General features: G+C 59.1%; 19 protein-coding genes. 12 read left to right on the forward strand and 7 right to left on the reverse strand.

Features of this window, described 5'->3' with window-relative positions; translation table 11 throughout:
- The 3 genes from EV130_RS18220 to EV130_RS18230 all read right to left on the reverse strand — a co-directional run bounded on the left by EV130_RS18220 (window position 1) and on the right by EV130_RS18230 (window position 2,752).
- Window positions 1-612 (reverse strand): alpha-ketoglutarate-dependent dioxygenase AlkB family protein, encoded by a 612-nt coding sequence (locus tag EV130_RS18220; RefSeq protein ID WP_132552240.1) that lies wholly within the window; start codon window positions 610-612, stop codon window positions 1-3.
- Between the two features lies 1 nt (window position 613).
- Entirely contained in the window at window positions 614-1,048 is a 435-nt protein-coding gene (arfB, locus tag EV130_RS18225; protein WP_074059666.1) for an alternative ribosome rescue aminoacyl-tRNA hydrolase ArfB, read from the reverse strand.
- Window positions 1,049-1,141: 93 nt separating this feature from the next.
- Window positions 1,142-2,752 carry a phosphoenolpyruvate carboxykinase gene (locus tag EV130_RS18230; RefSeq protein ID WP_132660976.1) on the reverse strand — a complete coding sequence of 537 codons (1,611 nt, stop codon included), beginning with the start codon at window positions 2,750-2,752 and terminating at the stop codon, window positions 1,142-1,144.
- A 342-nt stretch (window positions 2,753-3,094) separates the two neighbouring features.
- Between EV130_RS18230 and EV130_RS18235 the strand changes: the two genes are divergently transcribed.
- From EV130_RS18235 to trxA, 12 genes are all read left to right on the forward strand, one after another.
- On the forward strand, window positions 3,095-3,826 hold the full coding sequence (locus EV130_RS18235; RefSeq protein ID WP_207900888.1) for a response regulator transcription factor: 732 nt from the start codon (window positions 3,095-3,097) through the stop codon (window positions 3,824-3,826).
- Window positions 3,827-3,902: 76 nt separating this feature from the next.
- Entirely contained in the window at window positions 3,903-5,696 is a 1,794-nt protein-coding gene (locus tag EV130_RS18240; RefSeq protein ID WP_074059663.1) for a sensor histidine kinase, read from the forward strand.
- Window positions 5,693-6,145 (forward strand): HPr kinase/phosphorylase, encoded by a 453-nt coding sequence (locus tag EV130_RS18245; protein WP_074059662.1) that lies wholly within the window; start codon window positions 5,693-5,695, stop codon window positions 6,143-6,145. The genes EV130_RS18240 and EV130_RS18245 overlap by 4 nt, the downstream gene beginning before the upstream one ends.
- 153 nt (window positions 6,146-6,298) lie before the next feature.
- Window positions 6,299-6,700: a PTS sugar transporter subunit IIA gene (locus EV130_RS18250; RefSeq protein WP_074059661.1), complete on the forward strand. Its 402-nt coding sequence runs from the start codon at window positions 6,299-6,301 to the stop codon at window positions 6,698-6,700.
- The gene (locus EV130_RS18255) at window positions 6,700-6,993 is read left to right on the forward strand and encodes an HPr family phosphocarrier protein (protein ID WP_132660981.1); all 294 of its coding nucleotides are present in this window, start codon (window positions 6,700-6,702) and stop codon (window positions 6,991-6,993) included. The genes EV130_RS18250 and EV130_RS18255 overlap by 1 nt, the downstream gene beginning before the upstream one ends.
- Before the next feature lie 164 nt (window positions 6,994-7,157).
- Entirely contained in the window at window positions 7,158-8,558 is a 1,401-nt protein-coding gene (gene ahcY, locus EV130_RS18260; protein WP_074059660.1) for an adenosylhomocysteinase, read from the forward strand.
- 202 nt (window positions 8,559-8,760) lie between these two features.
- Entirely contained in the window at window positions 8,761-11,349 is a 2,589-nt protein-coding gene (locus tag EV130_RS18265) for a PAS domain-containing sensor histidine kinase (protein WP_074059659.1), read from the forward strand.
- On the forward strand, window positions 11,346-12,848 hold the full coding sequence (gene tsaE / locus EV130_RS18270; protein ID WP_196776298.1) for a tRNA (adenosine(37)-N6)-threonylcarbamoyltransferase complex ATPase subunit type 1 TsaE: 1,503 nt from the start codon (window positions 11,346-11,348) through the stop codon (window positions 12,846-12,848). The genes EV130_RS18265 and tsaE overlap by 4 nt, the downstream gene beginning before the upstream one ends.
- A gap of 24 nt (window positions 12,849-12,872) precedes the next feature.
- A complete protein-coding gene (locus EV130_RS18275) occupies window positions 12,873-13,607 on the forward strand; it encodes a nucleotidyltransferase family protein (RefSeq protein ID WP_074059658.1) in 735 nt (244 codons plus the stop codon).
- 3 nt (window positions 13,608-13,610) lie between these two features.
- Window positions 13,611-16,805, forward strand: coding sequence for a double-strand break repair protein AddB (gene addB, locus EV130_RS18280; protein ID WP_132660983.1), 3,195 nt, complete (start codon window positions 13,611-13,613; stop codon window positions 16,803-16,805).
- Window positions 16,798-20,349 (forward strand): double-strand break repair helicase AddA, encoded by a 3,552-nt coding sequence (gene addA, locus EV130_RS18285; RefSeq protein WP_132660985.1) that lies wholly within the window; start codon window positions 16,798-16,800, stop codon window positions 20,347-20,349. Before addB ends, addA begins: the two co-directional genes overlap by 8 nt.
- Before the next feature lie 75 nt (window positions 20,350-20,424).
- Window positions 20,425-20,745 carry a thioredoxin gene (gene trxA / locus EV130_RS18290; protein ID WP_074059655.1) on the forward strand — a complete coding sequence of 107 codons (321 nt, stop codon included), beginning with the start codon at window positions 20,425-20,427 and terminating at the stop codon, window positions 20,743-20,745.
- A 45-nt stretch (window positions 20,746-20,790) separates the two neighbouring features.
- Here the strand turns inward: trxA and EV130_RS18295 are convergent, their stop codons facing one another.
- Genes EV130_RS18295 through trpB form a run of 4 tightly spaced genes read right to left on the reverse strand, consistent with a single transcriptional unit; the run spans window position 20,791 to window position 25,180 of the window.
- A complete protein-coding gene (locus tag EV130_RS18295) occupies window positions 20,791-22,143 on the reverse strand; it encodes a bifunctional folylpolyglutamate synthase/dihydrofolate synthase (protein ID WP_074059654.1) in 1,353 nt (450 codons plus the stop codon).
- Window positions 22,144-22,174: 31 nt separating this feature from the next.
- Window positions 22,175-23,077 (reverse strand): acetyl-CoA carboxylase, carboxyltransferase subunit beta, encoded by a 903-nt coding sequence (gene accD / locus EV130_RS18300; protein ID WP_074059653.1) that lies wholly within the window; start codon window positions 23,075-23,077, stop codon window positions 22,175-22,177.
- A 39-nt stretch (window positions 23,078-23,116) separates the two neighbouring features.
- On the reverse strand, window positions 23,117-23,956 hold the full coding sequence (gene trpA, locus EV130_RS18305) for a tryptophan synthase subunit alpha (RefSeq protein ID WP_132660988.1): 840 nt from the start codon (window positions 23,954-23,956) through the stop codon (window positions 23,117-23,119).
- A gap of 3 nt (window positions 23,957-23,959) precedes the next feature.
- Complete coding sequence (gene trpB, locus EV130_RS18310; protein ID WP_132660992.1) at window positions 23,960-25,180, reverse strand: tryptophan synthase subunit beta; 1,221 nt, start codon at window positions 25,178-25,180, stop codon at window positions 23,960-23,962.
- Window position 25,181 lies beyond the last annotated feature (1 nt).

Below are 25,181 nucleotides of genomic sequence, written 5' to 3' on the forward strand. Positions count from 1 at the left end.
TCACGGGCCTACACGCCTTAACGTCAGATTGATCCGGCCGCCATTCTTGAGCAGCGTCGAAGTCGCCGGATAGATGCGGTCGACGCCGTGAAAGCATAGACGCCCTTCGCCCCCAAGCACCACGATATCGCCACTGGCAAGTTTGACGGACTGCGTGCGGTCTGTGCGGGAAAGCCCGCCGATGCGGAAAAGACAACTGTTGCCAAGGGAAATCGAGACCACCGGCGCCTTCAAATCCTGTTCGTCCCGGTCTTGATGCAGACCCATTCTCGCGTCGTCTGAATAGAAATTGATCAGGCAAGCCTGCGGCGGTTTTTCAAAGTGTGACACATCATTCCATATGTGGAGCAGGACGTCGGGCATTGCCGGCCATGGCCTGCCGGTGACGGGATGCGTCGATTGATAGCGGTAGCCGCGCTCCTTGTCGGTGACCCAGCCCAGTGGACCGCAATTGGTCATCCGGACAGACATGGGTTTGCCCGTCTTCGGCATCACTGGCACGAAAAGCGGAGCTTCAGCGACAATGGAGCGAGCCATTTCGACGAGCGCTTCCTGCTGGGCGCGGTCCAGATACTCAGAAAAGTGACGAACGCCGTTCGCAAGCTCCGGCATCTCATTCTCCACCGGGACGGCCGCGCATCTTCTTCACTTCGGAGCGACCGGATTTTTCCTTCAGACGGCGCTCGATCGAGCCTTTGGTCGGTCTCGTCTTCTTGCGCGGCGGCGGTGGGGGCTTTGCAGCCTCAAGAATCAGCTCCTTGAGGCGTTCTCGCGCATCCTCGCGGTTGCGATCCTGGCTGCGAAATCGGCTTGCCTCGATCATCAGCACGCCCTCTTTCGACATGCGTTTGCCAGCGAGCTTCATGGCATTGGTCTTGACGCGATCGGGAAGCGAAGGTGAATTCGCGATATTGAAGAACAGCTGGACGGCGGTCGAAACCTTGTTGACATTCTGACCGCCGGGACCGCCAGCCAGAACGAATTGTTCCGTCAATTCCCATCCAGCGATGGTGATCCCGTCGTTGATATAGAGCGCGTCGCTGGCCATGCGGCTTCTATCTCATATCCGGGGGAAATTTAAAACACGCAAAAACCCGGCGCAATGGGCCGGGTTTCACGTGAATCATCAATCTTTTAGAGTCTATTCGGCCGCAGCCCTGATGCCGGGTGCCGCATCGCGCACGCCGCCGTCCACATGGGCCTCAAACTTCGCGAAGTTCGAAATGAACATGGAGACGAGCTTTTCTGCCTGAATATCATAGGCTCCACCGTTGGCCCACGTAGAGCGCGGATCGAGAATACTGGTTTCGACGCCAGCGACGGTAACCGGCACCGCGAAACCGAAATTCGGATCAATGCGGAAATCTGCCTTGGCGAGCTCGCCGGAGAGCGCTGCCGACAGCAAAGCACGCGTGGCCTTGATCGGCATTCGCTTGCCAGTGCCATAGGCACCACCCGTCCAACCGGTATTGACAAGCCAGCATTCAACACCGTGGCGATGGATGAGTTCTTTCAGCAAGTTGCCGTATTCGGCCGGATGACGCGGCATGAACGGTGCACCGAAGCAGGTCGAGAATGTCGCTTCCGGTTCCGTCACTCCCTTTTCCGTGCCCGCGACCTTTGCGGTGTAGCCGGAAAGGAAGTGATACATGGCCTGATCCGGCGTCAGACGCGCGATCGGCGGCATAACGCCGAACGCATCGGCCGTCAGCATGATAATCGTCTTCGGATGAGCGGCAAGGCCCGTCTTGGAGGCATTGGGAATGAAATTGAGCGGATAGGCGCAGCGCGTGTTTTCCGTCAATGAGCCATCGTCGAAATCGGCCTGGCGCAATTCGTTGAGCACGACGTTTTCCAGCACCGTGCCGAAACGCTGCGTTGTCGCGTAGATTTCCGGCTCCGCATCCGCCGAAAGGCGGATCGTCTTGGCATAGCAGCCGCCTTCGAAGTTGAAGATGCCGTTTTCGCCCCAGCCATGCTCGTCGTCTCCGATCAGGGTGCGCGACGGGTCAGCCGACAGCGTCGTCTTGCCGGTGCCGGAGAGGCCGAAGAAAACCGCGGCATCACCATCCGGGCCGACGTTCGCCGAGCAATGCATCGGCATGACACCCTTTGCCGGCAGCAGGTAGTTGAGTACCGTGAAGACGGATTTCTTCATCTCGCCGGCATAGGATGTGCCGCCGATCAGCACGAGCCCGTTTGCGAGGTCGCATGCAATTACGGTCTCGCTGCGGCAGCCGTGACGCTGCGGATCGGCCTTGAAGCTCGGCAGATCGATGATCGTCAGTTTCGGCACGAAGGATGCAAGGGCAGAAAGCTCCGGACGGATCAGGAGATTGCGGATGAAAAGCGAGTGCCAGGCAAATTCCGTCACCACACGCGTCGGCAAAGAGTAGTTCTTGTCGGCGCCGCCGATCAGGTCCTGGGCGAAAAGCTCCTTGCCGGCGGCATGGGCCAGCATGTCTTGATGCAGCAAGCCAAAATGCTCCGGCGACATCGGCTTGTTGTTGTCCCACCAGATTTCGCCGTCGGTATTGGCGTCGCGAACGACGAATTTGTCGCGCGGCGATCGGCCGGTATGTTGTCCAGTCAATGCACGAAGGGCGCCTTCAGCCGTCAGTTCGGCTTCACCGCGGCGAATCGCTTCTTCATAAAGGGAGGCGGCGGTGAGGTTATAGCGGACGCTCTTTGCCCGTCCCAAACCAATCGTCGCCAGCGCTATCGCCGGGTTGTGAATTCCGAACGTCTCCATGGCTATTCCTTTCGTCCAAGGCTCCCGCCGTTAAAACCAAGAGCAAAACTAAAGTGGCCAATTTTAAAAAGCAATACCGCAGAATGGCGAAAATATAATGATATCAAACAATTAATCGATTTAAATTTCTTTGGTGTATTTTAAATCGTTTGAATTCAGCGTTCTGGAGCGGTTTTTTCCGCGCCACGTGCGACCACCATTGGCACATTGCAGCAAAGCCTGCCCTTTATCTTTGCCACAATTTGTTCCACCTTTATCCCCCATAAGCGCATCCGGTCGTAGGGCCGGCCTGGGGACATCGAACATTCCGGGAGATGCGCATAGATGACGGAGACGAATACAATGGCGACAATCGCGCTCGTTGACGACGACCGCAACATCCTCACTTCCGTGTCGATCGCACTGGAAGCCGAAGGATACAAGGTCGAAACCTATACGGATGGCGCCTCGGCCCTCGATGGCCTTATCGCCCGCCCGCCGCAACTGGCTATCTTCGATATCAAGATGCCGCGCATGGATGGAATGGAGCTCTTGCGCCGTTTGCGGCAGAAATCCGACATGCCGGTGATTTTCCTCACCTCAAAGGACGAGGAGATCGACGAACTCTTCGGCCTGAAGATGGGCGCAGATGACTTCATCACGAAGCCATTCTCCCAGCGACTGCTCGTCGAACGGGTGCGCGCCGTCCTTCGCCGCGCTTCCAGCCGGGAAACAACAACGGTTTCCGGTGCTGGCGCCGCGCCAAAAACGGGCGCTGCCCAGCTTGCGCGCTCACTCGAACGCGGCCAGCTTGTCATGGACCAGGAACGCCATACCTGCACATGGAAGGGCGAACCTGTAACGCTGACGGTAACCGAGTTCCTGATCCTTCACTCGCTCGCACAGCGGCCGGGCGTTGTGAAAAGCCGAGACGCGCTGATGGACGCGGCCTATGACGAACAGGTCTATGTCGACGACCGGACCATCGACAGCCACATCAAGCGGCTTCGCAAGAAATTCAAGATGGTCGATACCGACTTTGATATGATTGAAACGCTTTACGGAGTGGGATACCGCTTCCGCGAAGCAGCCTGACGCCTGTCGGCGCGGCGCATGAGTGTTGTCGAGGGCTGAGGCGGGATACCGCCACGCCCTCCGAAAGGGCCTGTCGTTGGCACAGTTGGTGCAGGAAAGGGATCTGGACGATGCGGAAGGCTTGAGCGGCCGCCGTGTCAGGGGAAGGCGCTGGTCGCATCCCTTCACCATCATTCGCCGCATCTTCGGCAATGCGGTCTTTTCGAGCCTGACGCGCCGCATCCTCTTCTTCAATCTCGCAGCACTGCTCGTCCTCGTCGGCGGCATTCTTTACCTCAACCAGTTTCGTGAGGGCCTGATCGACGCCCGCGTCGAAAGCTTGCTCACGCAGGGCGAAATCATCGCCGGTGCGGTTTCGGCATCAGCCTCCGTCGATACGAACTCGATCACCATCGATCCGCAGAAGCTTCTCGAGCTGCAGGCCGGGCAGAGCATTACGCCCGTGCCCAATGACGAGGATCTCGAGTTCCCGATCGATCCGGAAAAGGTGGCACCGGTTCTCAGGCGGCTGATTTCGCCCACGCGTACGCGCGCCCGCATCTTTGATGCCGATGCCAACTTGCTTCTCGATTCCCGCCATCTCTACTCGCGAGGCCAGGTCTTGCGCTTCGATCTGCCGCCGGTGGAGGAAGAGAAGCAGACTTGGGCTGAATGGCTTACAACGCTTTTCAACAAAGCACTCCAGCCTGGGAATCTGCCGGTCTACAAGGAAGCGCCAGGTGGCGACGGTTCGATCTATCCTGAAGTCATGAATGCGTTGACGGGAGTGCGCGGCGCCGTCGTACGCACGACTGACAAGGGCGCGCTCATCGTCTCCGTCGCTGTCCCGATCCAGCGTTTTCGCGCCGTTCTCGGCGTTCTGCTGCTTTCGACCCAGGCCGGCGACATCGACAACATCGTCCATGCCGAACGCTTGGCGATCATGCGAGTCTTCGGTGTGGCGACACTCGTCAACGTTCTGTTGTCACTGGTTCTTTCATCGACCATCGCCAATCCGCTTCGCCGTCTCTCGGCAGCGGCGATCCGCGTCCGGCGCGGCGCAAAGGAGCGCGAGGAAATTCCGGATTTCTCCGCTCGCCAGGACGAGATCGGCAACCTTTCGATCGCGCTCCGCGAGATGACCACCGCACTTTACGACAGGATCGATGCGATCGAGAGTTTTGCCGCCGATGTCAGCCACGAACTCAAGAACCCGCTGACTTCGCTTCGCAGCGCGGTGGAAACGCTGCCGCTTGCCAAGTCGGACGATTCAAAGAGGCGACTGATGGATGTGATCCAGCATGACGTCCGCCGCCTCGATCGTCTCATCAGCGATATCTCCGACGCCTCGCGCCTCGATGCCGAACTTGCCCGTGTCGACGCCCGGTCGGTCGATCTCGAGCTATTCCTCAGCGATCTCGTCGAGGTTTCGAGGCAGATTCGCCACAAGAACAAAGAGGTGCAGATCGAGCTCGCGATCGAACGCAAGCCCGGCGTCAAGACGCGCTTCGTCGTCAATGGTCATGACCTGCGCATCGGCCAGATCATCACCAACCTGATCGAGAATGCTCGCTCGTTCGTTCCCGATGAAGGCGGCAAGATCACCGTGCGGCTGTTCCGCACACGATCGCGCTGCATCGTCTACATCGAAGACAATGGTCCAGGCATCCAGGCTGAAAATATCGACCGCATCTTCGAGCGCTTCTACACCGACCGGCCCGAGTCAGAAGGGTTCGGGCAAAATTCCGGTCTTGGCCTGTCGATCAGCCGGCAGATCGCGGAAGCGCACGGCGGCTCGTTGCGTGCCGAAAACATCATCGACGCAGAAACGGCAGAAGTGCTTGGCGCCCGCTTCATCCTCGCCCTGCCCGCAGTCTCGGTGTCATCATGACGGGCGCAGCCTTCAACATCAATGCCACGGCGATCGTCGTCAACAAGACCGGCCTGCTCTTTGTTGGCCCCTCCGGCTGGGGTAAATCCATGCTGGCATTCACCTGTCTCACGGAAGCCGAACGAATGGGGCTGCCCGCCTCACTCGTCGCCGACGATCAGGTATTCCTGTCGAAACGCGACGGACAGATGATCGCTGAACGTCCTTCCGCAATCTCTGGTTTGATCGAGCTGCGCGGTACCGGCATCGTAAAGTGCAGGAGCGTTCCGTTCGCCCCGATGCACTATGCCGTGCTGCCCGGCAGCCCGTCGGGCGAAAACCGTCTGCCGCCTGACCACGACGTCGCGCAATTCGCAGAAGGCTTTCTGCTGCCGGCTCTGCGCTTGCTGCCAAACGCTCCCGTGCCTCTCGCGATTTTGATGGCAAAGGCGCCGGACATCGGCCGATAATGCCTGCTGCACAGGCGGATTCGCCCCATATGACTGCATTTTTATCTTGCACTTCGGCTTTTGATGGCCAAGATGTGCCCCCACCGGTGGACGCGATTGCTGCGTTGCGATATTGGGGCCACCGTTTTATATGCCATTGGGAGCAGTTAAATCATGATCGGACTTGTGCTTGTCACTCATGGCAAGCTGGCTGAAGAGTTTCGTCATGCTGTAGAGCATGTCGTCGGTCCTCAGAAATTTATCGAGACGGTCTGCATCGGCCCCGAAGACGATATGGATCAGAGACGGCAGGATATCCTGCAGGCGGTCTCTGGCGCCGACGATGGTCACGGCGTCGTCATCCTGACCGATATGTTCGGGGGTACTCCTTCCAATCTCGCTATTTCGGTCATGAGCAGCGGTCATACCGAAGTGATTGCGGGTATGAACTTGCCGATGCTGATCAAGCTTGCCGGCGTGCGTGGCGAAAACAACATGGAAAAGGCGCTCATCGAAGCGTCGGAGGCCGGTCGGAAATACATCAATGTCGCCAGCCGCGTTCTGAGTGGCAAATGATGAACACCAGTTCCGCCACGACCTCGTTTTCCCGGGAACTGCTCATCGTCAACAAGCGCGGCCTTCACGCGCGCGCCTCCGCCAAATTCGTCCAGATGGTCGAAAAATTCGACGCTGCCGTTACCGTGTCCAAGGACGGAATGACGGTCGGCGGCACTTCGATCATGGGCCTGATGATGCTTGCCGCGAGCCCGGGCACGACCGTTCTCGTTTCCGCGAGCGGCAACCAGGCCGCCGAAGCGCTGAATGCATTGGATCGGTTGGTCCAGGACAAGTTCGGCGAGGAAATCTAAGCCTTCCGGGCCTCATATAAACATATAAAGACTTCTTTATATCCTTGTTGCCATCGGCTGCGAAGCCTGCTACACGGCGGCATGGCCGTGCGTCAATGCACGCGTTCGAGCTATCGCGCCAACTGCGCGCTGATTAATGAGACGCTTTTCAGCTGGAGACCTCAATGAGCACTGAAAAAGATTATGTCGTCGCCGATATCGGTCTGGCGGATTTCGGCCGCAAGGAAATTTCGATCGCCGAAACCGAAATGCCGGGCCTCATGTCTTGTCGTTCCGAATTCGGCGCGTCAAAGCCATTGAAGGGCGCGCGCATCACCGGCTCGCTGCACATGACGATCCAGACGGCAGTTCTGATCGAAACGCTCGCGGCGCTTGGCGCAGAAGTACGCTGGGCTTCGTGCAACATCTTTTCGACCCAGGATCATGCCGCTGCCGCAATCGCCGCATCCGGCGTACCGGTTTTTGCCGTCAAGGGCGAGTCGCTCGAGGACTACTGGGTCTACACCGATAAGATCTTTCAATGGGCCGATGGCGGCCTTTCGAACATGATCCTCGACGATGGCGGCGATGCCACCATGTACATCCTGCTCGGCGCGCGCGCCGAAGCCGGCGAAGACGTGCTCTCGCACCCGCATTCCGAAGAAGAAGAGATCCTCTTCGCACAGATCAAGAAGCGGCTTGCCGCTTCACCAGGCTGGTTCACCAAGCAGCGTGATGCGATCAAGGGTGTCACCGAAGAAACCACCACCGGGGTAAACCGCCTCTATCAGCTCAGCCAGAAGGGTCTGCTTCCCTTCCCGGCGATCAACGTCAACGATTCGGTCACCAAGTCGAAATTCGACAACAAGTATGGCTGCAAGGAATCGCTGGTTGACGGCATCCGTCGCGCCACCGATGTCATGATGGCCGGCAAAGTTGCCGTCGTCTGCGGCTATGGCGACGTCGGCAAGGGTTCGGCGGCATCGCTTTCCGGCGCCGGCGCCCGCGTCAAGGTCACGGAAGCCGACCCGATCTGCGCGCTGCAGGCAGCAATGGACGGTTACGAAGTCGTGCTGCTCGAGGACGTCGTCTCGTCGGCTGATATCTTCGTCACCACGACCGGGAACAAGGACGTCATCCGCATCGATCATATGCGTCAGATGAAGGACATGGCGATCGTCGGCAATATCGGCCACTTCGACAACGAAATCGAAGTCGCGGCACTGCGTAACCTCAAGTGGACGAATGTAAAGCCGCAGGTCGATCTGATCGAGTTTCCGAAGGGCAATCGCATTATTCTTCTCTCGGAGGGCCGCCTGCTCAACCTCGGCAACGCAACGGGCCATCCATCCTTCGTGATGTCGGCCTCCTTCACCAACCAGACGCTGGCGCAGATCGAGCTCTTCACCAAGCCTGGCCAGTATGAAAACAAGGTCTATATTCTGCCGAAGCATCTCGACGAAAAGGTCGCGCGCCTGCACCTCGACAAGCTTGGCGTGAAACTGACGCAGCTTTCTGAAGAACAGGCCGCCTATATCGGCGTTTCGCCGAAGGGTCCTTTCAAGTCCGACCACTACAGATATTAATCTCGGCAACAATATCCACAACATCTTGGGGGTGCCGCATTGACAAATGCTGCATCCCTATTTTTTGGCGCCCACCTTCCCGCCGATTCCCTTCCGAAGTATTGTTCTAGAACTCGATTCGTGGCGCGGAGTCCTCCGGTTTGCCCGAAAATGGGATGTCTTGTCGTAATGCGGCACATTGAAGGACGGAGACATACCGCTGATGTCGGAAATGAATCACAGCCTGCCGGGACAGGCGGACGAGGGCGCTTGGCCCGATATCCGTTCTAACGAGGCAGGCCAAGAACATGCTCTTGCGCCGAAGGGGAAAGGCGCGAAGCAGAGCGCTGGGTCACTGACACGGCTCGCAAGAATTTGCGCAGGCGGAACTGCAATCGCGGCGCTGGCGCAGCCGGTCCTCGCCCAGGTCGAATCCGAAGCTGCGGCATCCGCACATCTTTTCACGTCGTCGCAGGTCGTCGGCTTTTCCGTCGTGATCGGCGTCATTTCCGCGGCCCTGCTTTCGACACTCTGGCTCGTGCGCCAGCGCGGCAATCTTGAAAGCGAAAGCCGTGAAATCCGCTCCGCCCTCTCCGACGCCCATCAGCGTATTTCGCAATACCAGGCGCTGATCGCCGACAAGAACCGCCGCATCGTCGTCTGGGACGGCAATGAGCGGCCGGAACTGCTTGGCCAGCTCCCGGCCGAAACCGGTGCGCCCCAGGACAGCGAATTCCTGGCGTTCGGCCTCTGGCTGAAACCCCGTTCCGCCACAGAGCTTGAAAGAGCGATTGATCGTCTGCGTGGCGCTGCTCAAAGCTTCGACATGGTTGTCGAAACCGCTCGCGAAGAGATCCTCGAGGCGCAAGGCCGGGTTTCCGGTGGCCGCGCCTTCGTGCGTTTCGTGGCGCTCAACAATCTCCGTGCCGAGCTTGCCGAGTTGAAGATCGAGCGCGACCGGCTGATGTCTTCGATCTCGGCCTTCCAGAACCTGCTCGATGCGATCGACCTGCCCGCCTGGCAGCGCGATACCGAAGGTCGCCTCACCTGGGTCAATCAGGCCTATGGCGATGCGGTCGAGGCGAAGTCGCCGCAGCACGCGGTCAACGAAGGGCGGGAATTCCTCACGACGGTCGCTCGCGAACACATTCGCGTTGCGGCGACGCCCGAATCACCTTTCCACGACAAGATTTCGACGGTCGTGCGTGGCAATCGCACCTTCTTCGACGTCGTTGACGTGAAGCTGCCAAGCGGTTCGGCGGGCATCGCGATCGACGTTTCTGAAGCAGCCTCCGTCCGCGCCGAGCTCGAGCGGACCCTGAAGAGCCATGCCGAGACACTGGACCATCTTGCGACGCCTGTTGCAATCTTCGATGGCGAGCGGCGTTTGCAGTTTTATAATCAGGCCTTCGTCGCGCTGTGGGAGCTCGATATCGCTTTTCTCGAAAGCAAGCCCGACAACGCCGAGTTGCTGGAGCGTTTGCGCGCCGCAAAAAAACTTCCCGATCAGCTCAATTGGAAAAGCTGGAAGGAAACAGCACTTTCCGTCTATCGGGCACTCGATACGCAAACGGACCTCTGGCATTTGCCGAACGGTCAGACGCTGCGGGTCTTTGCGACCGCACATCCACAAGGCGGCGCAACCTGGGTTTTCGAGAACTTGACCGAACAGGTCGCTCTCGAAACGAGATACAACACGCTGGTCAGGGTCCAAGGCGAAACGATCGACCATCTGTCCGAAGGCGTCGCCGTTTTCGGCGCAGACGGCCGTATTCGCCTTTCCAACCCGGCCTTCCGTATGCTTTGGGGAATTACCGAAGCCGAGGCCAAGCCAGGAACGCATATTCGTGCGATTGCCGAAACGTGCCTACCGTCCTATGACCGGCCTGACGGCTGGAAGACCTTTGCGGAGCTGATTACCAGCTTCGATGACGAACGCCGTTCCAGCCAAGGAACACTGGAATTGCTCTCTGGCCTTGTGCTGGACTACGCCGTCATTCCGCTGCCGAACGCCCAGACGATGCTGACGTTCGTCAACATGACCGACAGCGTCCGCGCAGAGCGTGCGCTGACCGAGAAGAACGAGGCGCTGCGCAAGGCCGACGAGCTGAAAAACGATTTCGTCCAGCATGTCTCCTACGAGCTGCGCTCACCACTGACCAATATCATCGGTTTTGCCGATCTTTTGCGCAGCCCCAGTGTCGGACCCCTGAACGAGCGTCAGGCCGAGTATATCGACCACATTTCGACCTCCTCGTCCGTACTGCTGACGCTGGTCAACGATATTCTCGATCTCGCCACCGTCGATGCCGGCATTATGAGGCTCAACTATTCGGAAATCGATCTCAACGATCTTCTCGATGATGTCTCCATCGACATCGCCAACCGGCTGCAGGAAAGCGGCGTGACGCTGGAGATCACAGCGCCTGCCTATCTTGGCTCGATCGTCGCCGATCCCCAGCGTTTGAAACAGATCCTGCTGAAGCTGCTTTCCAATGCTGCGAATTTCTCGCCGGAAGGTGCGGCGATTTCACTCGAATGCCATCGCGAGGACACCGACTTCGTCTTCTCCGTCAGCGACCGCGGCCCCGGCATTCCGCAGGAAATGATCTCGACGGTCTTCGATCGTTTTGCGACGGGAGCAAAGAGCGGCAAGCGCGGCGGTGCAGGCCTTGGCCTTTCGATCGTTGACAGTTTCGTCAGCCTACATAACGGCAGGGTTTCGATCGATAGCCAGCCTGGCAAAGGCACGAAGGTTATTTGCCGGATTCCCTCGGTCGACCTGCCGCATTCCGTCGCAGCAGCAGAATGATCACGAAGGACGGCACAATCTCGCTTTTCCTGGAAGACGAGGCGGCAACGATCCGCCTTGGAGAAGATTTGGCGCTCGCGCTGAAGACTGGCGATTGTTTGGCACTTTCCGGAGATCTCGGCGCTGGAAAATCATCCCTTGCCCGTGCGTTCCTGCGCGCCATGGCGGATGACGAGCTTCTTGAGGTCCCGAGCCCGACCTTTACGCTGGTTCAATCCTACGATTTGCGGATTCCGGTCTCGCATTTCGATCTCTACCGCCTCGCTGATGGTGCGGAGTTGGAGGAACTCGGCTTCGACGAAGCGCTTCAAAATGGTATTTGCCTTGTCGAATGGCCCGAAATGGCAGGAGACGAATTGCCTGCCGATCGCATCGTGATGAAGCTTGAGCACGAAGGCAGTGGCCGGCTCGCAACGATTGTCGCGCCGCCAAGACAGATGCACAGGATCCGCCGCGTTGTCGCAATCCGCGAGTTTCTGGCGAAAGCCGGGCATCCGACTGCAAAACGCCGCTTCCTGACGGGTGATGCCTCGCTTCGCGCCTACGAAGCGGTCTATCCGCATGGCCAGGACCGCAAGATACTGATGGATTGGCCGCCGCTTCCCGAGGGACCGGCGGTACTTGATGGAAAGCCCTATCCCAAGGTTGCCCATATTGCCGAGAATGCCTATCCCTTCGTTGCAATTGCCAACATGCTGCGTCAAAGAGGCTTTGCAGCGCCAGAGATCTACGAGGTCGACTATGGACAGGGCATTCTGCTGATCGAAGATCTCGGCAGCGATGGCGTTCTCGATGAGGGCTTCAACCCCATCGCCTCGCGTTACCGGCAGAGTGTCGCCTGTCTTGCGCACCTGCACGGGATGAAGATTCCGCAGGATATCCGCGTCACCGATAGCCACATCCACCACATTCCCGATTTTGACCGCACAGCCATGAAGATGGAAGTGCGCCTTGTTCTCGACTGGTATCTCCTATGGAAGCGCGGTGAAGCTCCAGGCGATGGCGAGCGTGAGGAATATCTGGCGATCTGGGACAGGCTCATCGATGAACTCGCATCGGCGGAACAGAATCTGTTGCTCCGCGACTTCCATTCCCCAAACATCATCTGGCGCGAGAAAGAGAAAGGCATCCAGAAGGTCGGCCTCATCGATTTTCAGGACGCCATGATTGGCCCGACCGCCTATGATCTTGCATCCATCGTGCAGGATGCCCGCGTCACCATCGAACCTGACCTGTTCAGGCAGCTCATGGACGACTACCTGGCTTGTCGCCGCGCACAGGGTAACTTTGACGAAGCCGGTTTCCTGAAAAGCTTTGCGATCATGTCGGCTCAGCGTAACTGCAAGCTTGCCGGTCTCTGGGTGCGGCTGTTGCAGCGCGACGGAAAGCCCGGCTATACGAAACACATGCCCCGCACGCTCTCCTATCTCAAAGTGGCGCTTGAACATGAAGCGCTTGCCCCCTTGCGCGATTGGTGCGCAAGGGCTGGAATAGATTAGAGCGAATCATAAGTTCGGGATGAGATGACCATCAAACAAGCTATGGTGCTTGCCGCCGGCCTTGGCACCCGCATGCGCCCAATTACCGATACAATCCCGAAGCCGCTGGTGAAAATCGACGGTAAACCGATGATCGACTATGCACTGGATTCGCTTGCGGAGGCAGGCGTTGAGAAGGCGGTCGTCAACGTCCATCATTTCGCTGACCAGATGCTCGCACATCTCAATTCCTACAGGGCGCTCGATGTCATCATTTCCGACGAACGCGATCAACTGATGAACAGTGGCGGCGGCCTGGCAAAAGGGCTCAAGCTCCTCGCTCGCGGTACGGTTTTCGTTACCAATGCCGATCTTTTCTGGATCGGTGAACGGCCCGACCGGCCGAGCAATCTTCGACGATTAGCCGGCTTCTTCGATTCGAACCGCATGGATATGGCTATGCTGTGCGTCAGACTCGCGGATACGACAGGCCACAATGGCAAGAACGATTTCAACCTCGCCCCGGATGGCAGGCTTACCCGCTATCGTGAAAAGGGGCCGAATCCCGTCGTCTATGCGGGCGCAATCGTCATGGACACATCGTTTCTGGACGATGCTCCCGCCGATGACCCGTTCAATTTCAACATCTATTTCGACAAGGCGATCGAGCGCGGACGGCTTTTCGGCATGATGCTCGAGGGCCATTGGCTCACGGTCGGCACGCCGGAGGCGATCGGCCAAGCGGAGGAAACGATCCGGCGCTTCCGGACGTTTGTGTAGCGGATGGCAATAAGGCACGAGCCTCGCGTTCTGACGATCCCGGCAGGTCTGCCTTTTCTCAAGACGCTTGCCGCAACACTCTGCCATGGGGAACTGACGCCGCTCTTCCGGCACGATCCGAACGATCCGCTTTCGCTCTCCAAAGTAACCATCTACCTGCCAACGCGACGCGCCGCCCGCGTGCTGCGTTCGGAGTTCGTCGACCTTCTCGGCGGCCGTTCGGCGATCCTACCGGTTATCCGGCCGCTCGGCGAGACGGATGACGACAGCGGCTATTTCGAGGAGGCGCTGCCTGCAACGCTCGATCTCGCGCAGCCGCTGTCGAATACCGCGCGTCTGCTCGAGCTTGCCCGCCTCATCCTCGCCTGGCGCAACAGGCTGCCGGAGATCGTGCGGCGTATCCACGCCGATTCGCCATTGGCTGCGCCGGCGAGCCCGGCAGACGCGATCTGGCTCGCACGCAATCTTGCCGAACTGATCGATTCCATCGAGACCGAGGATCGCGAGTGGTCGGAACTCACGAAACTCGATGCCGAAGATTATGCTCTGTGGTGGCAGTTGACGGCCGAATTTCTGCAGATCGCCATCGCCTTCTGGCCGGAACGGCTTGCCGAACTCGGAAAATCGTCGCCGGCACGGCATCGCAATGCGATCCTGCGTGCGGAAGCCAACCGGCTCGCAACGGCAAAACCTGCCGGACCGATTATTATTGCCGGGTCCACCGGCTCGATGCCGGCAACCGCCGACCTCATCGCCGCCGTCGCCAACCTGCCTGAGGGCGTGATCGTGCTTCCGGGCCTCGATCTATCGATGCCGGAGGCGCATTGGCAGATGGTCGCGCCGGAGATCACCGCTTTTGAGCGGGCCAACGCCGCCAGCCGAAGCCACCCGCAATACGGTCTTTCGTCCCTCCTCAAACGGCTGAACCTCACGCGCGGCGACGTCGTTGCAATTGGGCAGGTGGAACAAGATCTGCATCGCCGCGCAGACATTCTTTCCCGTGCGCTCGCTGCAGCGGAAGCGACGAGCGATTGGGGCGAATGGAAGACAGGACTGCCGGACGATGCACTGGCGGCTGCCTTTGCCGATGTCTCGCTGATCGAAGCCGCAAACGAGCGCGAAGAAGCGACGGCGATCGCCATAGCCTTGCGGCTGGCACTGGATCGGCCGGGACGAACCGGCGACAGCCAGACAGCGCTCATCACACCCGACCGCAATCTCGCCCGGCGCGTGATGGCAGAGCTTTCCCGTTTCGGCATCCTGGCCGACGATTCGGCCGGTACGCCCCTTGCGGCTATGTTGCAGGGAACGCTCCTTCAACTGCTCCTCGAGGCAACACTGCGGCCCGGCGATCCGGTCACAATCGTAGCATTGCTCAAGCATCCCCTGGCTCGCTTCGGCCTCGAACGAGGCACGCTCATGCAAGCTGCCGAGGCACTAGAACTGCTCGCCCTGCGTGGCGGTGTTGCCGAAGTCGATATCAGCGCGTTGGAGCCCCTGCTGGAGCATCAACTTTCAGAGCAGGCAAGGGACAGACACGCGCCGAATTGGCGCAGGTCGCTGCCGGCAGAAGCGGTGGAGCAGGCGCGCAATCTTGCCCGGCGGATTTCGAACGCCACCGAACCCCTGGCATCCGCGCTCGTGCGCCATCGGCCGGATGGCCGTGGACTGACGGCCTGCTTCAGGCTTTGCGATTGGGCGGAGCGGACTGGACGCGCGCTCGAAGCCGTGGCAGTCGATGAATGCGGCAACCTCGCCAATCTCTGGGCCGGTGAAGCGGGCGATTCGCTTGCAAGCCTGCTCGGAGAGGTGATCGAGACGGAGGGCCAGATCGAAGCCGATGGACCGCAATGGATCGATATCATGGCGGCGCTTTCGGCCGGGCAGGCGGTCAAGCCTCGTGCTCTCAGCCATCCAAGGGTCTTCATCTTCGGCACGCTGGAGGCGCGTCTGCAAAGCGTCGACACGCTGATCCTGGGCGGACTGAATGAAGGCTCCTGGCCGGGCCAAACGGCCAACAATCCCTTCATCTCGCGCACGATGAAGACGGAAATCGGCCTCGAGCCGCCGGAGCGGCGCATCGGCCAACTGGCCCATGACTTCGTGATGGCGAGCGGAACACGGCATCTGATCTATTCGCGCTCGCTGCGGCAAGGCTCGACGCCGACGGTCGCATCGCGCTGGCTCCAGAGGCTGCTGGCGCTGGGCGGCGAGGCATTCGAAAGGGAACTGAAAGCACGCGGCGAGCGCTTCGTGCATTGGGTAAGCCTGCTGGACGAGAGCAAGAGCCAAGCACCAGCCCAACGCCCATCGCCTGCACCGCCCCTCGAATTGCAGCCGAAATCCTATTCCTTCAGCGAAGTTGGGCGCCTGCGGCGCGATCCTTATGCCATCTATGCCCGGCGCATCTTGCGCCTTGACCCTGTGGACCCCTTCAATCGCGATCCAGGTGCTGCCGAACGCGGGACGCTCTATCACACGATCATCGACCGCTTTGTTCGTGAAGGACATGCTGCAGGTACACCGGAAGCCGCCCAAGCAATGGAAACCATTGTGATGGAGCTCTTCGACATGGAGCACCTGCCCTCGCACATTGATGCCGTATGGCGTCCGCGTTTCAGGGAGGTGGCGCGCGCGTTCCTCGAATGGGAAGCCGAACGCCGACCGGCGATCCGCAAGACGTATACGGAAGTGCGTGGCGGCGTGGAACTCGAACCGATCAATATCCGGTTGACAGGGGTTGCCGACCGCATCGATGTGACGGGGCCAAACGCTGCCGACATCATCGACTACAAGACCGGCTCCAATCCATCGCCCGCACAGGCGCGCACGCTTCTCGATCCGCAATTGGCGCTTGAGGCCGCGGCGCTCAGCGCCGGCGCCTTCCGAGACGTCGGAAGCCTGATACCGCAGGATCTCATCTATGTACGCCTTCGACCCGGCAGCCGTTTCGACACCGATGTAGTCAACAATGAAACTTCCACTCGAAGCGACAAAGCAAAATCGGCCCTCGATCTGGCAGAAGAATCAATCGATCAACTGGTCAAGTTCGTGTCGCTTCTGCAATCCGGAGAACGTGGCTTCACTTCACGGTTGATTCCGGCACAGCAGTTCGATTTCGGTGGTGATTACGATCACCTTGCGCGCGTTTCCGAATGGTCGACGGCCGAAAACGAGGAAGCGGGCGGCGATGAGTGATCCGACCGCACTTCCGCAGGGCGACGATCCTGGCATGTGGATCAGCTGGACGACGATCCAGCAGTCTATTGCCTCCGACCCGTCGCGGTCAGCCTGGGTTTCGGCCAACGCCGGTTCCGGCAAGACGCATGTGCTGACGCAGCGCGTCATCCGCCTTCTGCTTTCCGGTGCGCGGCCCTCGGCCATCCTCTGCCTCACTTATACCAAGGCGGCCGCATCCGAAATGTCGAATCGTGTCTTTGCACGTTTGGCCGAGTGGGCGGTGCTTCCGGACGAGGAACTGACAAACCGGATAACTCAGATCGAAGGCGAAACACCCGACCGGCACAAACTTGCCGAAGCGAGACGGCTTTTTGCCAAGGCGCTGGAAACGCCGGGCGGGCTGAAGATCCAGACCATCCATGCCTTTTGCGAAGCCTTGCTGCATCAGTTTCCGCTGGAGGCCAATGTAGCAGGACACTTCTCGGTTCTCGACGATCGTGCCGCAGCGACGTTGCTCGCTGATGCGCGCCGCTCGCTGTTGACTGCCACCACACCCCAAGAGGATTGCGAGCTTGCCGATGCCTTCTCCTATATTCTCAATCTCGGTGACGAAACCGGGTTGGAAACACTGCTTGGCGAAATCGTCGCCAACCGTAACGCCATTCGCCGCTTCATTTCCGCCGCTGAGCAACAAGACGGGATTGCGGCCACGCTGCGTAGGCAACTGCAACTTTCGGCCGACGAGACAGAGGCACAGGTCACCTTGCGATACTGGCCGGTGCCGGGTCTCTTCGGCCTGACGCTCGATCTTTACCTGACATTGGCAGCCCAGAAAGGCGGCTCGAAAGCGCAGGAAGTCGCCTATGGCTTGCGCCAGGCTTCCAACGAGCTGAACGCAACAAAACGTGCCGAATTGCTTGAAAAGATTTTCCTGACGGCGAAGGGCGAACCTAAGTCGGATTCGCAATTCACCGTCAAGGCCATGCTTTCCGATGCACCTGAGCTTGCAGATGCAATCGCCGAAGCGCGCGCGCATATCGTCGCGTGCCGCGACCGCCTCAAGATCATGCGAATGTTCAATGCCACGCATGCAGCCCTTATCCTCGCCGACCGGCTGAACCGCGATTATGAGGACTTGAAAAAGCAGCGCAGTCAGCTGGATTTCGAAGATCTCATCACGCGCACTGCGGATCTGCTGACGAAAAGCGGCGTCGGGCCCTGGATACACTATAAACTCGACCAGGGTATCGATCATATCCTCGTCGATGAAGCGCAGGATACGAGCCCGATTCAATGGAGCGTGATCCAGTCGCTGGCGGAAGATTTCTTTTCCGGCGAAAGCGCACGGCCCGTCGTGCGAACACTGTTTGCCGTCGGCGACGAGAAACAATCGATCTATTCCTTCCAGGGCGCGCGCCCGGAGCGTTTCTCCGAGGAAAGCGAACGTACGAGGAGGCGGGTTTCGGCAAGCGGTCAACTGTTTTCGTCCGTACGTCTGCCCCTTTCCTTTCGCTCGACATCCGACGTTCTCGCTGCGGTCGACCATATCTTCACGTCATCCGAAAACGCCAGAGGCCTCAGCGCCGTCGAAGAGCCGGTCGTTCACCGCTCTAGCCGCATCGGTCACCCAGGTGCCGTCGATCTGTGGGAGATGATCTCCCCCGAAGCCACCGTCAAGGACGAAGACTGGACGGCGCCCTTTGACGCAACGCCCGAAAGCGCGCCAGCTGCGATCCTGGCAAAGCGCATGGCCCATACCATCGAGCGGCTTGTCGGCCACGAGACGATCGTCGAAAAGGGCAAGGAGCGTCTTATCCGAGCCGGTGATATCCTGGTGCTGGTGCGCAAGCGCGATACCTTTGTCAACGCGCTGACCCGTGCACTGAAACGGCGCAACAATATTCCGGTGGCGGGCGCAGACCGCCTCAGGCTGACCAGCCACATCGCCGTACAGGACTTGCTGGCGCTTGGCCGTTTCCTCTTGTTGCCCCAGGATGATCTTTCACTTGCAGCAGTGCTCAAGAGCCCGCTGTTCGACCTATCGGAAGACGATATCTTCGCACTCGCTGCGCTGCGCAGCGACAATGCAAGCGTGTGGGCTCACCTGCGGCAATTTGCAGTCGACGGTAACGAGCGATTTGCGAGCGTGGCAGAAAAGCTCACGCTCCTTCTTCATCAATCGCAAAACCTGTCCGTCCACGATTTCTACTCGCGTCTGCTTGGCGTTCACGGCGGCCGGCGCCAGTTTCTCGCGCGTCTCGGCACCGAGGTCAGCGATATTCTGGACGAGTTCCTCAATTTTACGTTCGATCACGAAAGTTCGGGACTGCCCGGCCTGCAGTCCTTTATCTCAACGCTGGAACTCGAAGCGCCCGAGGTGAAGCGTGAGCAGGACAAGGGCCGCAACGAGGTCCGGATCATGACGGTGCATGCTTCCAAGGGATTGGAAGCACCGATCGTTTTTCTTGTCGACGGCGGCTCGAAAGCTTTCACGCATACCCACATGCCAAAACTGCGCCTGCTCGAAACAGATGCGGAAACCCCTCCAATACCTGTCTGGGTTCCAGTCAGCGACCTTGCCAATTCGATGACGCAAGCCGATGCCGCAAGAATTCAGAAACTGGCGGAAGAAGAATACCGGCGGCTGCTCTATGTGGCGATGACACGCGCCGCCGACCGTTTGATTGTCTGCGGTTATCGCGGTGTCAGGGCAAACAGCGATACTTGGCACATGATGATTACATCAGCGATGGCAGACAGCCACCCGCATGTTACACCGGCAACCTTCGAAGGACCGGACGGTGACTGGCACGGCGTGAAATGGCGTCTGCCGCAAGCAGGCCGCATATTCGAGCGCGCCGATAAGCTGGAAGAGCGGAACGAAGGCGAGCCGCTGCCCTCCAGCATCCTCAGGCCGCTTTCGCCGCCACCGCAGTTGCCGAGACCTCTCAGCCCATCCGGGGTCGGAACCATCATCGATGAGGAGGCGGATGATCTCTTGATCCATTCGCCACTCTTTGCTGAAACACCACGCTCCGACCGATCGTTGGAAAAGGGGCGTCTGATCCATCGCATGCTGCAGACTCTACCGGACATCGTTCCGGCCGAGAGAGCGGACGCGGCGGCCCGTTACGCAAGCCGTGCTGCACGTTTCTGGTCGGAAACCGAACGGCAGCGACTGGTCGATCTGGTGCTGAAACTACTTTCGGAGGACAGCCTTCAGGAAGTCTTTGCAGTACACACGCAGCCCGAAGTCTCGATCATGGGGACGCTCATCTTGAAGGGGCGCCACTATGCCGTTTCCGGTCGTGTCGATCGCTTGGCCGTTTTCGATGACCGTGTCGTCGTTCTCGACTATAAGACCAATCGTGTGCCGCCCGCCACCGCCACGGATATTCCCTTTGCGCATCAGGCGCAGCTTGCGATCTACCGCGAAATCCTGGCGCCGCTCTATCCAGGCAAGCGCATCGACTGCATGCTGGTCTATACCGAGAGTGCCGCTGTTCATACTTTGAGCGAGCGCGCGCTCGAAATGGCGCTTGCAGGACTCAAAACAAAGTGAAATACCGGACATTGAAAATTCGGCGCCGCACCATCACATGTGGATCAACAGTCAATTCCGCTAAAGGAGCAGCCTATGGCTACCGTGAAAGTCGATATCAACAACTTCCGGTCGGAAGTTCTGGAATCTGCAGAACCCGTCGTCGTTGATTTTTGGGCCGAGTGGTGCGGTCCGTGCAAGATGATCGCTCCGAGCCTTGAGGAAATTGCAACCGAGCTCGCCGGCAAGGTTAAGGTCGCTAAGCTTAATATCGATGAAAACCCGGAACTGGCAGCCCAGTTCGGCGTCCGCTCAATTCCAACGCTTGCCATTTTCAAGGCTGGTGAAGTTGCCGATATCAAGGTTGGCGCTGCTCCGAAGACGGCCCTTTCGAGCTGGATTTCGAACGCCGCTTAATTCATTGCATATTCACAGAAAGGCCCGGTTCCGACCGGGCTTTTTTCATTTCGGAGGTGTCTCGTTGTCGGCAAGAACATCGCCGACGAGATAGAGCGACCCGCCGATCAGTATTCTTGGCGCCGGAGCCTGCGGATCAAGGATCTCCTTGATCGCGTCCAACGCTTCGCCGACGGTGGCCATCGGCTCTGCGACAAGGCCTGCATCATAGGCAGAATTTGACAGGATCACGGGATCGATCATCGCATCGCTGCCACGGATCGGCACGCAGAAGACCTTTTCCGCAAGCCCGACGAAAGCCCTGAAATAGCCGACCGGATCCTTGGTATTGATCATGCCGGTTATGAGGTAGAGCGGCCGCGGCTGTTTTTCCTCGAAGTTTGCCATGGCCTCGGCGATAACTTCGCCAGCACCGGGATTATGGCCACCATCGACCCAGATTTCGGCACCGGCCGGGGCGTGTGGGATAAGGCGGCCATCGGTCAGCCGTTGAAGACGGCCGGGCCATTCCACGGAATTCATGGCCTTTTCCATCATCGCTTCGGTGACGACAAAACCTGCTGCCTTGACGGCGCGGATCGCTGCCGCCGCGTTTGCATATTGATGGCGGCCGGGAAGGCGCGGCAACGGCAGATCGGCGAGACCGAATTCGTCCTGATAGACAAGTCGGCCATATTCCTCATGCGCCATGTAATCCTGGCCGAAGACAGCGGTTGGGCAATGCAAGCGCTCGGCAGTCGACATCAGGACATCCAGGACTGCGTCATATTCCTGATGGCCGATCACCACGGCATGCCCGCTCTTCATGATGCCGGCCTTTTCAGCCGCAATCAGTTCGACGCGGTCGCCGAGATAGGGCTGATGATCGAGCGAGATCGGCATGATGACCGAAACGGCCGGATCGGAGATGACGTTTGTCGCATCGAACCGTCCGCCGAGGCCGACCTCGATGATTGCCGCATCGGCCGGATGCTCGGAAAAGAGCAGGAAAGTTACCGCCGTCAGGATTTCGAAGACCGTGATTTTCTGGCCGGCGTTCGCTTCAGCAACACGCCGAAGCGCTTCTGCAAAAACCGCATCATCGACAAACTGGCCCCGACCGCCCTTAAGTCCGATCCGATAACGCTCATGCCAGTTGACCAGATGTGGCGAGGTGTGGACATGGACGCCGTAGCCACCGGCTTCCAGCAATGCCCTGCAAAAGGCCGTGACCGAACCTTTGCCATTCGTTCCGGCAACGTGAATGACCCGCGGCAGCCGGTGGTGCGGGTTGCCGAGAACGTCGAGAAGGCGGGTGATGCGATCGAGGGAAAGATCGAAGCCCTTGGGATGCAATCCCATGAGCTTGTCGATCTCCTGCGCTGCTTCACTCACTGCAGTCTGGCCCCTGGGTATCATTCACCACCCTGCCCAAGCAGGCTCATTTCTATCAGGCGCTTGCTGCGATTGCGATCGCACCGCCATTCGCCGTAACCGAGTTGGCGGGCTTCCTGGTCAAGATGCTCAGCACACGCGCAAGCGTTTCCGGAATATCATGCCGCTTGACGACCATGTCGACCATTCCATGTTCGAGCAGGTATTCCGAGGTCTGGAAGCCTTCCGGGAGCTTCTCGCGGATCGTCTGCTCGATGACGCGCTTGCCGGCGAAGCAGATTTCAGCGCCCGGCTCTGCCAGATGAAGATCGCCCAGCATCGCGTAGGACGCCGTTACGCCGCCCGTGGTCGGGTTAGTGAGAACGACGATATACGGCTGGCCAGCTTCCTTCAGCATATCAACGGCAACGGTCGTGCGCGGCAGTTGCATCAGCGAAAGGATGCCTTCCTGCATGCGCGCGCCGCCGGAAGCCGGGAACATGACGAGCGGGCACTTTTCGGAAATCGCACGCTCGAAAGCTCTGACGATCGCCTCACCGGCAGCAATGCCGAGCGAACCTCCCATGAAGTTGAACTCGTGCACGACGGCGACGAGCTTCAGGCCACGAACCTTGCCGACGCCAGCAAGGATCGTGTCTTCCTGTTCTGTCTTGAGGCGGCTGTCCTTGAGGCGATCCGTGTATTTCTTGGAATCACGGAATTTCAGCGGATCCTGCGCGACCTTCGGCTGCGGCAGCGACTCGTATTCACCGTTGTCGAAAAGGTCGGCAAGACGTGCCTTTGCCGGCATTTTCATGTGATAGCCCGAAGCCGGAATAACCCACTTGTTGTCTTCCAAATCCTTGTGGAAGACCATCTCGCCCGTTTCCGGGCACTTGATCCAGAGGTTCTCCGGCACTTCGCGACGGCCCAGCATTGAATTGATGCGCGGGCGAACGTAGTTGGTGATCCAGTTCAAGTCGAAAACTCCTGATTGACTACAGCCAATGTGGGAACACTATTCGGCAGCAACAAGGCGCGCCGAACGCGTTCCGGATGAAAGACCGCGAACGAGGGTGGCCACCGCCTGGACTGTATCTGCCGTGGCCTTTCCGTCGCTGCTCAGGCTCGTCGCCACCTGGTTGACGATGGCCGTACCAACCACGACGCCATCGGCGGAGCTGCCGATGACCTTGGCGTGATCGGCGGTCTTGACGCCGAAACCGACGCAAACGGGCAGATTGGTATGCTGCTTGATCCGCTTCACGGCCCCTGAAACGAGCGAAGGATCAGGCAGAGCCGAACCGGTGATGCCGTTCATGGAAACGTAGTAGACAAAGCCAGACGTGTTCTTAAGAACCGTCGGAAGGCGCTTGTCATCGGTCGTCGGCGTTGCCAGACGGATGAAATTGATGCCCTTCCTGATCGCTGGAATGCAAAGCTCGTCATCCATTTCCGGCGGAAGATCGACGACGATCAAGCCGTCGATGCCCGATGCGAGCGCATCGTCGAGGAACTTTTCGACCCCGTAGATGTAGATGGGATTGTAATAGCCCATCATCACGATCGGCGTCGAGTTGTCGCTCTTACGAAAATCGGCTGCCAGCTGCAGCGTCTTCTTGAGCGTCTGTCCGCCCTTTAGCGCGCGCTGGCCAGCCATCTGGATTGCCGGACCATCGGCCATCGGATCGGAAAACGGCATGCCGAGTTCGATGACATCGGAACCGGCTTCCGGCAACGCCTTCATGATGCCGAGCGAGGTCTCGTAGTCCGGGTCGCCGCCCATGAAATAGGTTACGAGCGCCGGGCGGCCTTCGGTCTTCAGATCGGCAAAGCGTTTATCCATACGTGCGGTCATGACTTACACACCCATTCCCAGAATCTTGCCGACAGTGAAGATGTCCTTGTCGCCGCGGCCGGAGAGGTTCATCAGGATGATCTCGTCCTTGCCCATTTTCGGCGCGCGCTTGATGACTTCGGCCAGTGCATGCGACGGCTCAAGCGCCGGAATGATGCCCTCGAGGCGGGTCAGCGTCTGGAAAGCATCGAGCGCCTCGTGATCCATGATCGGCACGTATTCGACGCGGCCAATGTCGTTCAGATAGGAATGCTCCGGGCCGATGCCGGGATAATCGAGGCCGGCCGAAATCGAGTGACCCTCCTTGATCTGACCATCGCCGTCCTGCAGCAGATACGTGCGATTGCCGTGAAGGACGCCCGGCGAGCCGGCCGTGATAGAAGCGCAATGCTCATCGCCTTGCAGACCCTTGCCGCCGGCTTCGACGCCGACGATCTTTACGCATTCGTCGTCCAGGAACGGATGGAAGATGCCAATTGCATTGGAACCGCCACCAACTGCAGCGATGACGAGATCCGGTAGTCGTCCTTCGGCTTCCAGCATCTGCTCCTTGGCTTCCGTGCCGATAACCGCCTGGAAATCGCGAACCATCTCCGGATAGGGATGCGGGCCGGCTGCGGTGCCGATCAGATAGTAGGTGTCATCGACATTGGTGACCCAGTCGCGCAGCGCTTCGTTCATCGCATCCTTCAGCGTGCCGTGACCTGCCGTCACCGGCTTCACCTCGGCGCCAAGCAGCTTCATGCGGAAAACGTTCGGTGCCTGACGCTCGACGTCCGTCGCACCCATATAGACGACGCAGGGAAGGCCAAAGCGAGCGGCGACCGTCGCAGAGGCGACACCATGCTGGCCCGCACCGGTTTCAGCGATGATGCGCGTTTTGCCCATGCGCTTGGCAAGCAGGATCTGGCCGATGCAGTTGTTGATCTTGTGCGAACCCGTATGGTTCAGTTCTTCGCGCTTGAAATAGATCTTCGCGCCGCCAAGCTCCGCCGTCAGGCGCTCAGCGAAATAAAGCGGACTCGGGCGGCCGATGTAGTGGCGGCCAAGATGCTTCAATTCCGCCTGGAATTCTGCATCGTCCTTCGCCTTGTTCCATTCCTCCTGCAGGTCGAGGATCAGCGGCATCAGCGTTTCGGCGACGAAACGGCCGCCGTAGATGCCGAAACGGCCATCCTCATCGGGACCGGAACGGAAGGAATTCGGTTTTAGCGTCTGGTTCACT

The organism is Rhizobium azibense, assembly GCF_004342325.1.
GTDB lineage: Bacteria > Pseudomonadota > Alphaproteobacteria > Rhizobiales > Rhizobiaceae > Rhizobium > Rhizobium etli_B.

Excerpts from the sequence above, each read along its gene's own strand:
- addB (WP_132660983.1), top strand. The coding sequence starts at position 13,611 with ATGGCAATAAGGCACGAGCCTCGCGTTCTGACGATCCCGGCAGGTCTG.
- trpA (WP_132660988.1), bottom strand. The coding sequence starts at position 23,956 with ATGACCGCACGTATGGATAAACGCTTTGCCGATCTGAAGACCGAAGGC.
- EV130_RS18265 (WP_074059659.1), top strand. The coding sequence starts at position 8,761 with ATGTCGGAAATGAATCACAGCCTGCCGGGACAGGCGGACGAGGGCGCT.
- EV130_RS18230 (WP_132660976.1), bottom strand. The coding sequence starts at position 2,752 with ATGGAGACGTTCGGAATTCACAACCCGGCGATAGCGCTGGCGACGATT.
- EV130_RS18255 (WP_132660981.1), top strand. The coding sequence starts at position 6,700 with ATGAACACCAGTTCCGCCACGACCTCGTTTTCCCGGGAACTGCTCATC.
- EV130_RS18220 (WP_132552240.1), bottom strand. The coding sequence starts at position 612 with ATGCCGGAGCTTGCGAACGGCGTTCGTCACTTTTCTGAGTATCTGGAC.
- arfB (WP_074059666.1), bottom strand. The coding sequence starts at position 1,048 with ATGGCCAGCGACGCGCTCTATATCAACGACGGGATCACCATCGCTGGA.
- EV130_RS18235 (WP_207900888.1), top strand. The coding sequence starts at position 3,095 with ATGGCGACAATCGCGCTCGTTGACGACGACCGCAACATCCTCACTTCC.
- EV130_RS18250 (WP_074059661.1), top strand. The coding sequence starts at position 6,299 with ATGATCGGACTTGTGCTTGTCACTCATGGCAAGCTGGCTGAAGAGTTT.
- ahcY (WP_074059660.1), top strand. The coding sequence starts at position 7,158 with ATGAGCACTGAAAAAGATTATGTCGTCGCCGATATCGGTCTGGCGGAT.
- EV130_RS18245 (WP_074059662.1), top strand. The coding sequence starts at position 5,693 with ATGACGGGCGCAGCCTTCAACATCAATGCCACGGCGATCGTCGTCAAC.
- tsaE (WP_196776298.1), top strand. The coding sequence starts at position 11,346 with ATGATCACGAAGGACGGCACAATCTCGCTTTTCCTGGAAGACGAGGCG.
- addA (WP_132660985.1), top strand. The coding sequence starts at position 16,798 with ATGAGTGATCCGACCGCACTTCCGCAGGGCGACGATCCTGGCATGTGG.
- EV130_RS18295 (WP_074059654.1), bottom strand. The coding sequence starts at position 22,143 with ATGATACCCAGGGGCCAGACTGCAGTGAGTGAAGCAGCGCAGGAGATC.
- trxA (WP_074059655.1), top strand. The coding sequence starts at position 20,425 with ATGGCTACCGTGAAAGTCGATATCAACAACTTCCGGTCGGAAGTTCTG.
- EV130_RS18275 (WP_074059658.1), top strand. The coding sequence starts at position 12,873 with ATGACCATCAAACAAGCTATGGTGCTTGCCGCCGGCCTTGGCACCCGC.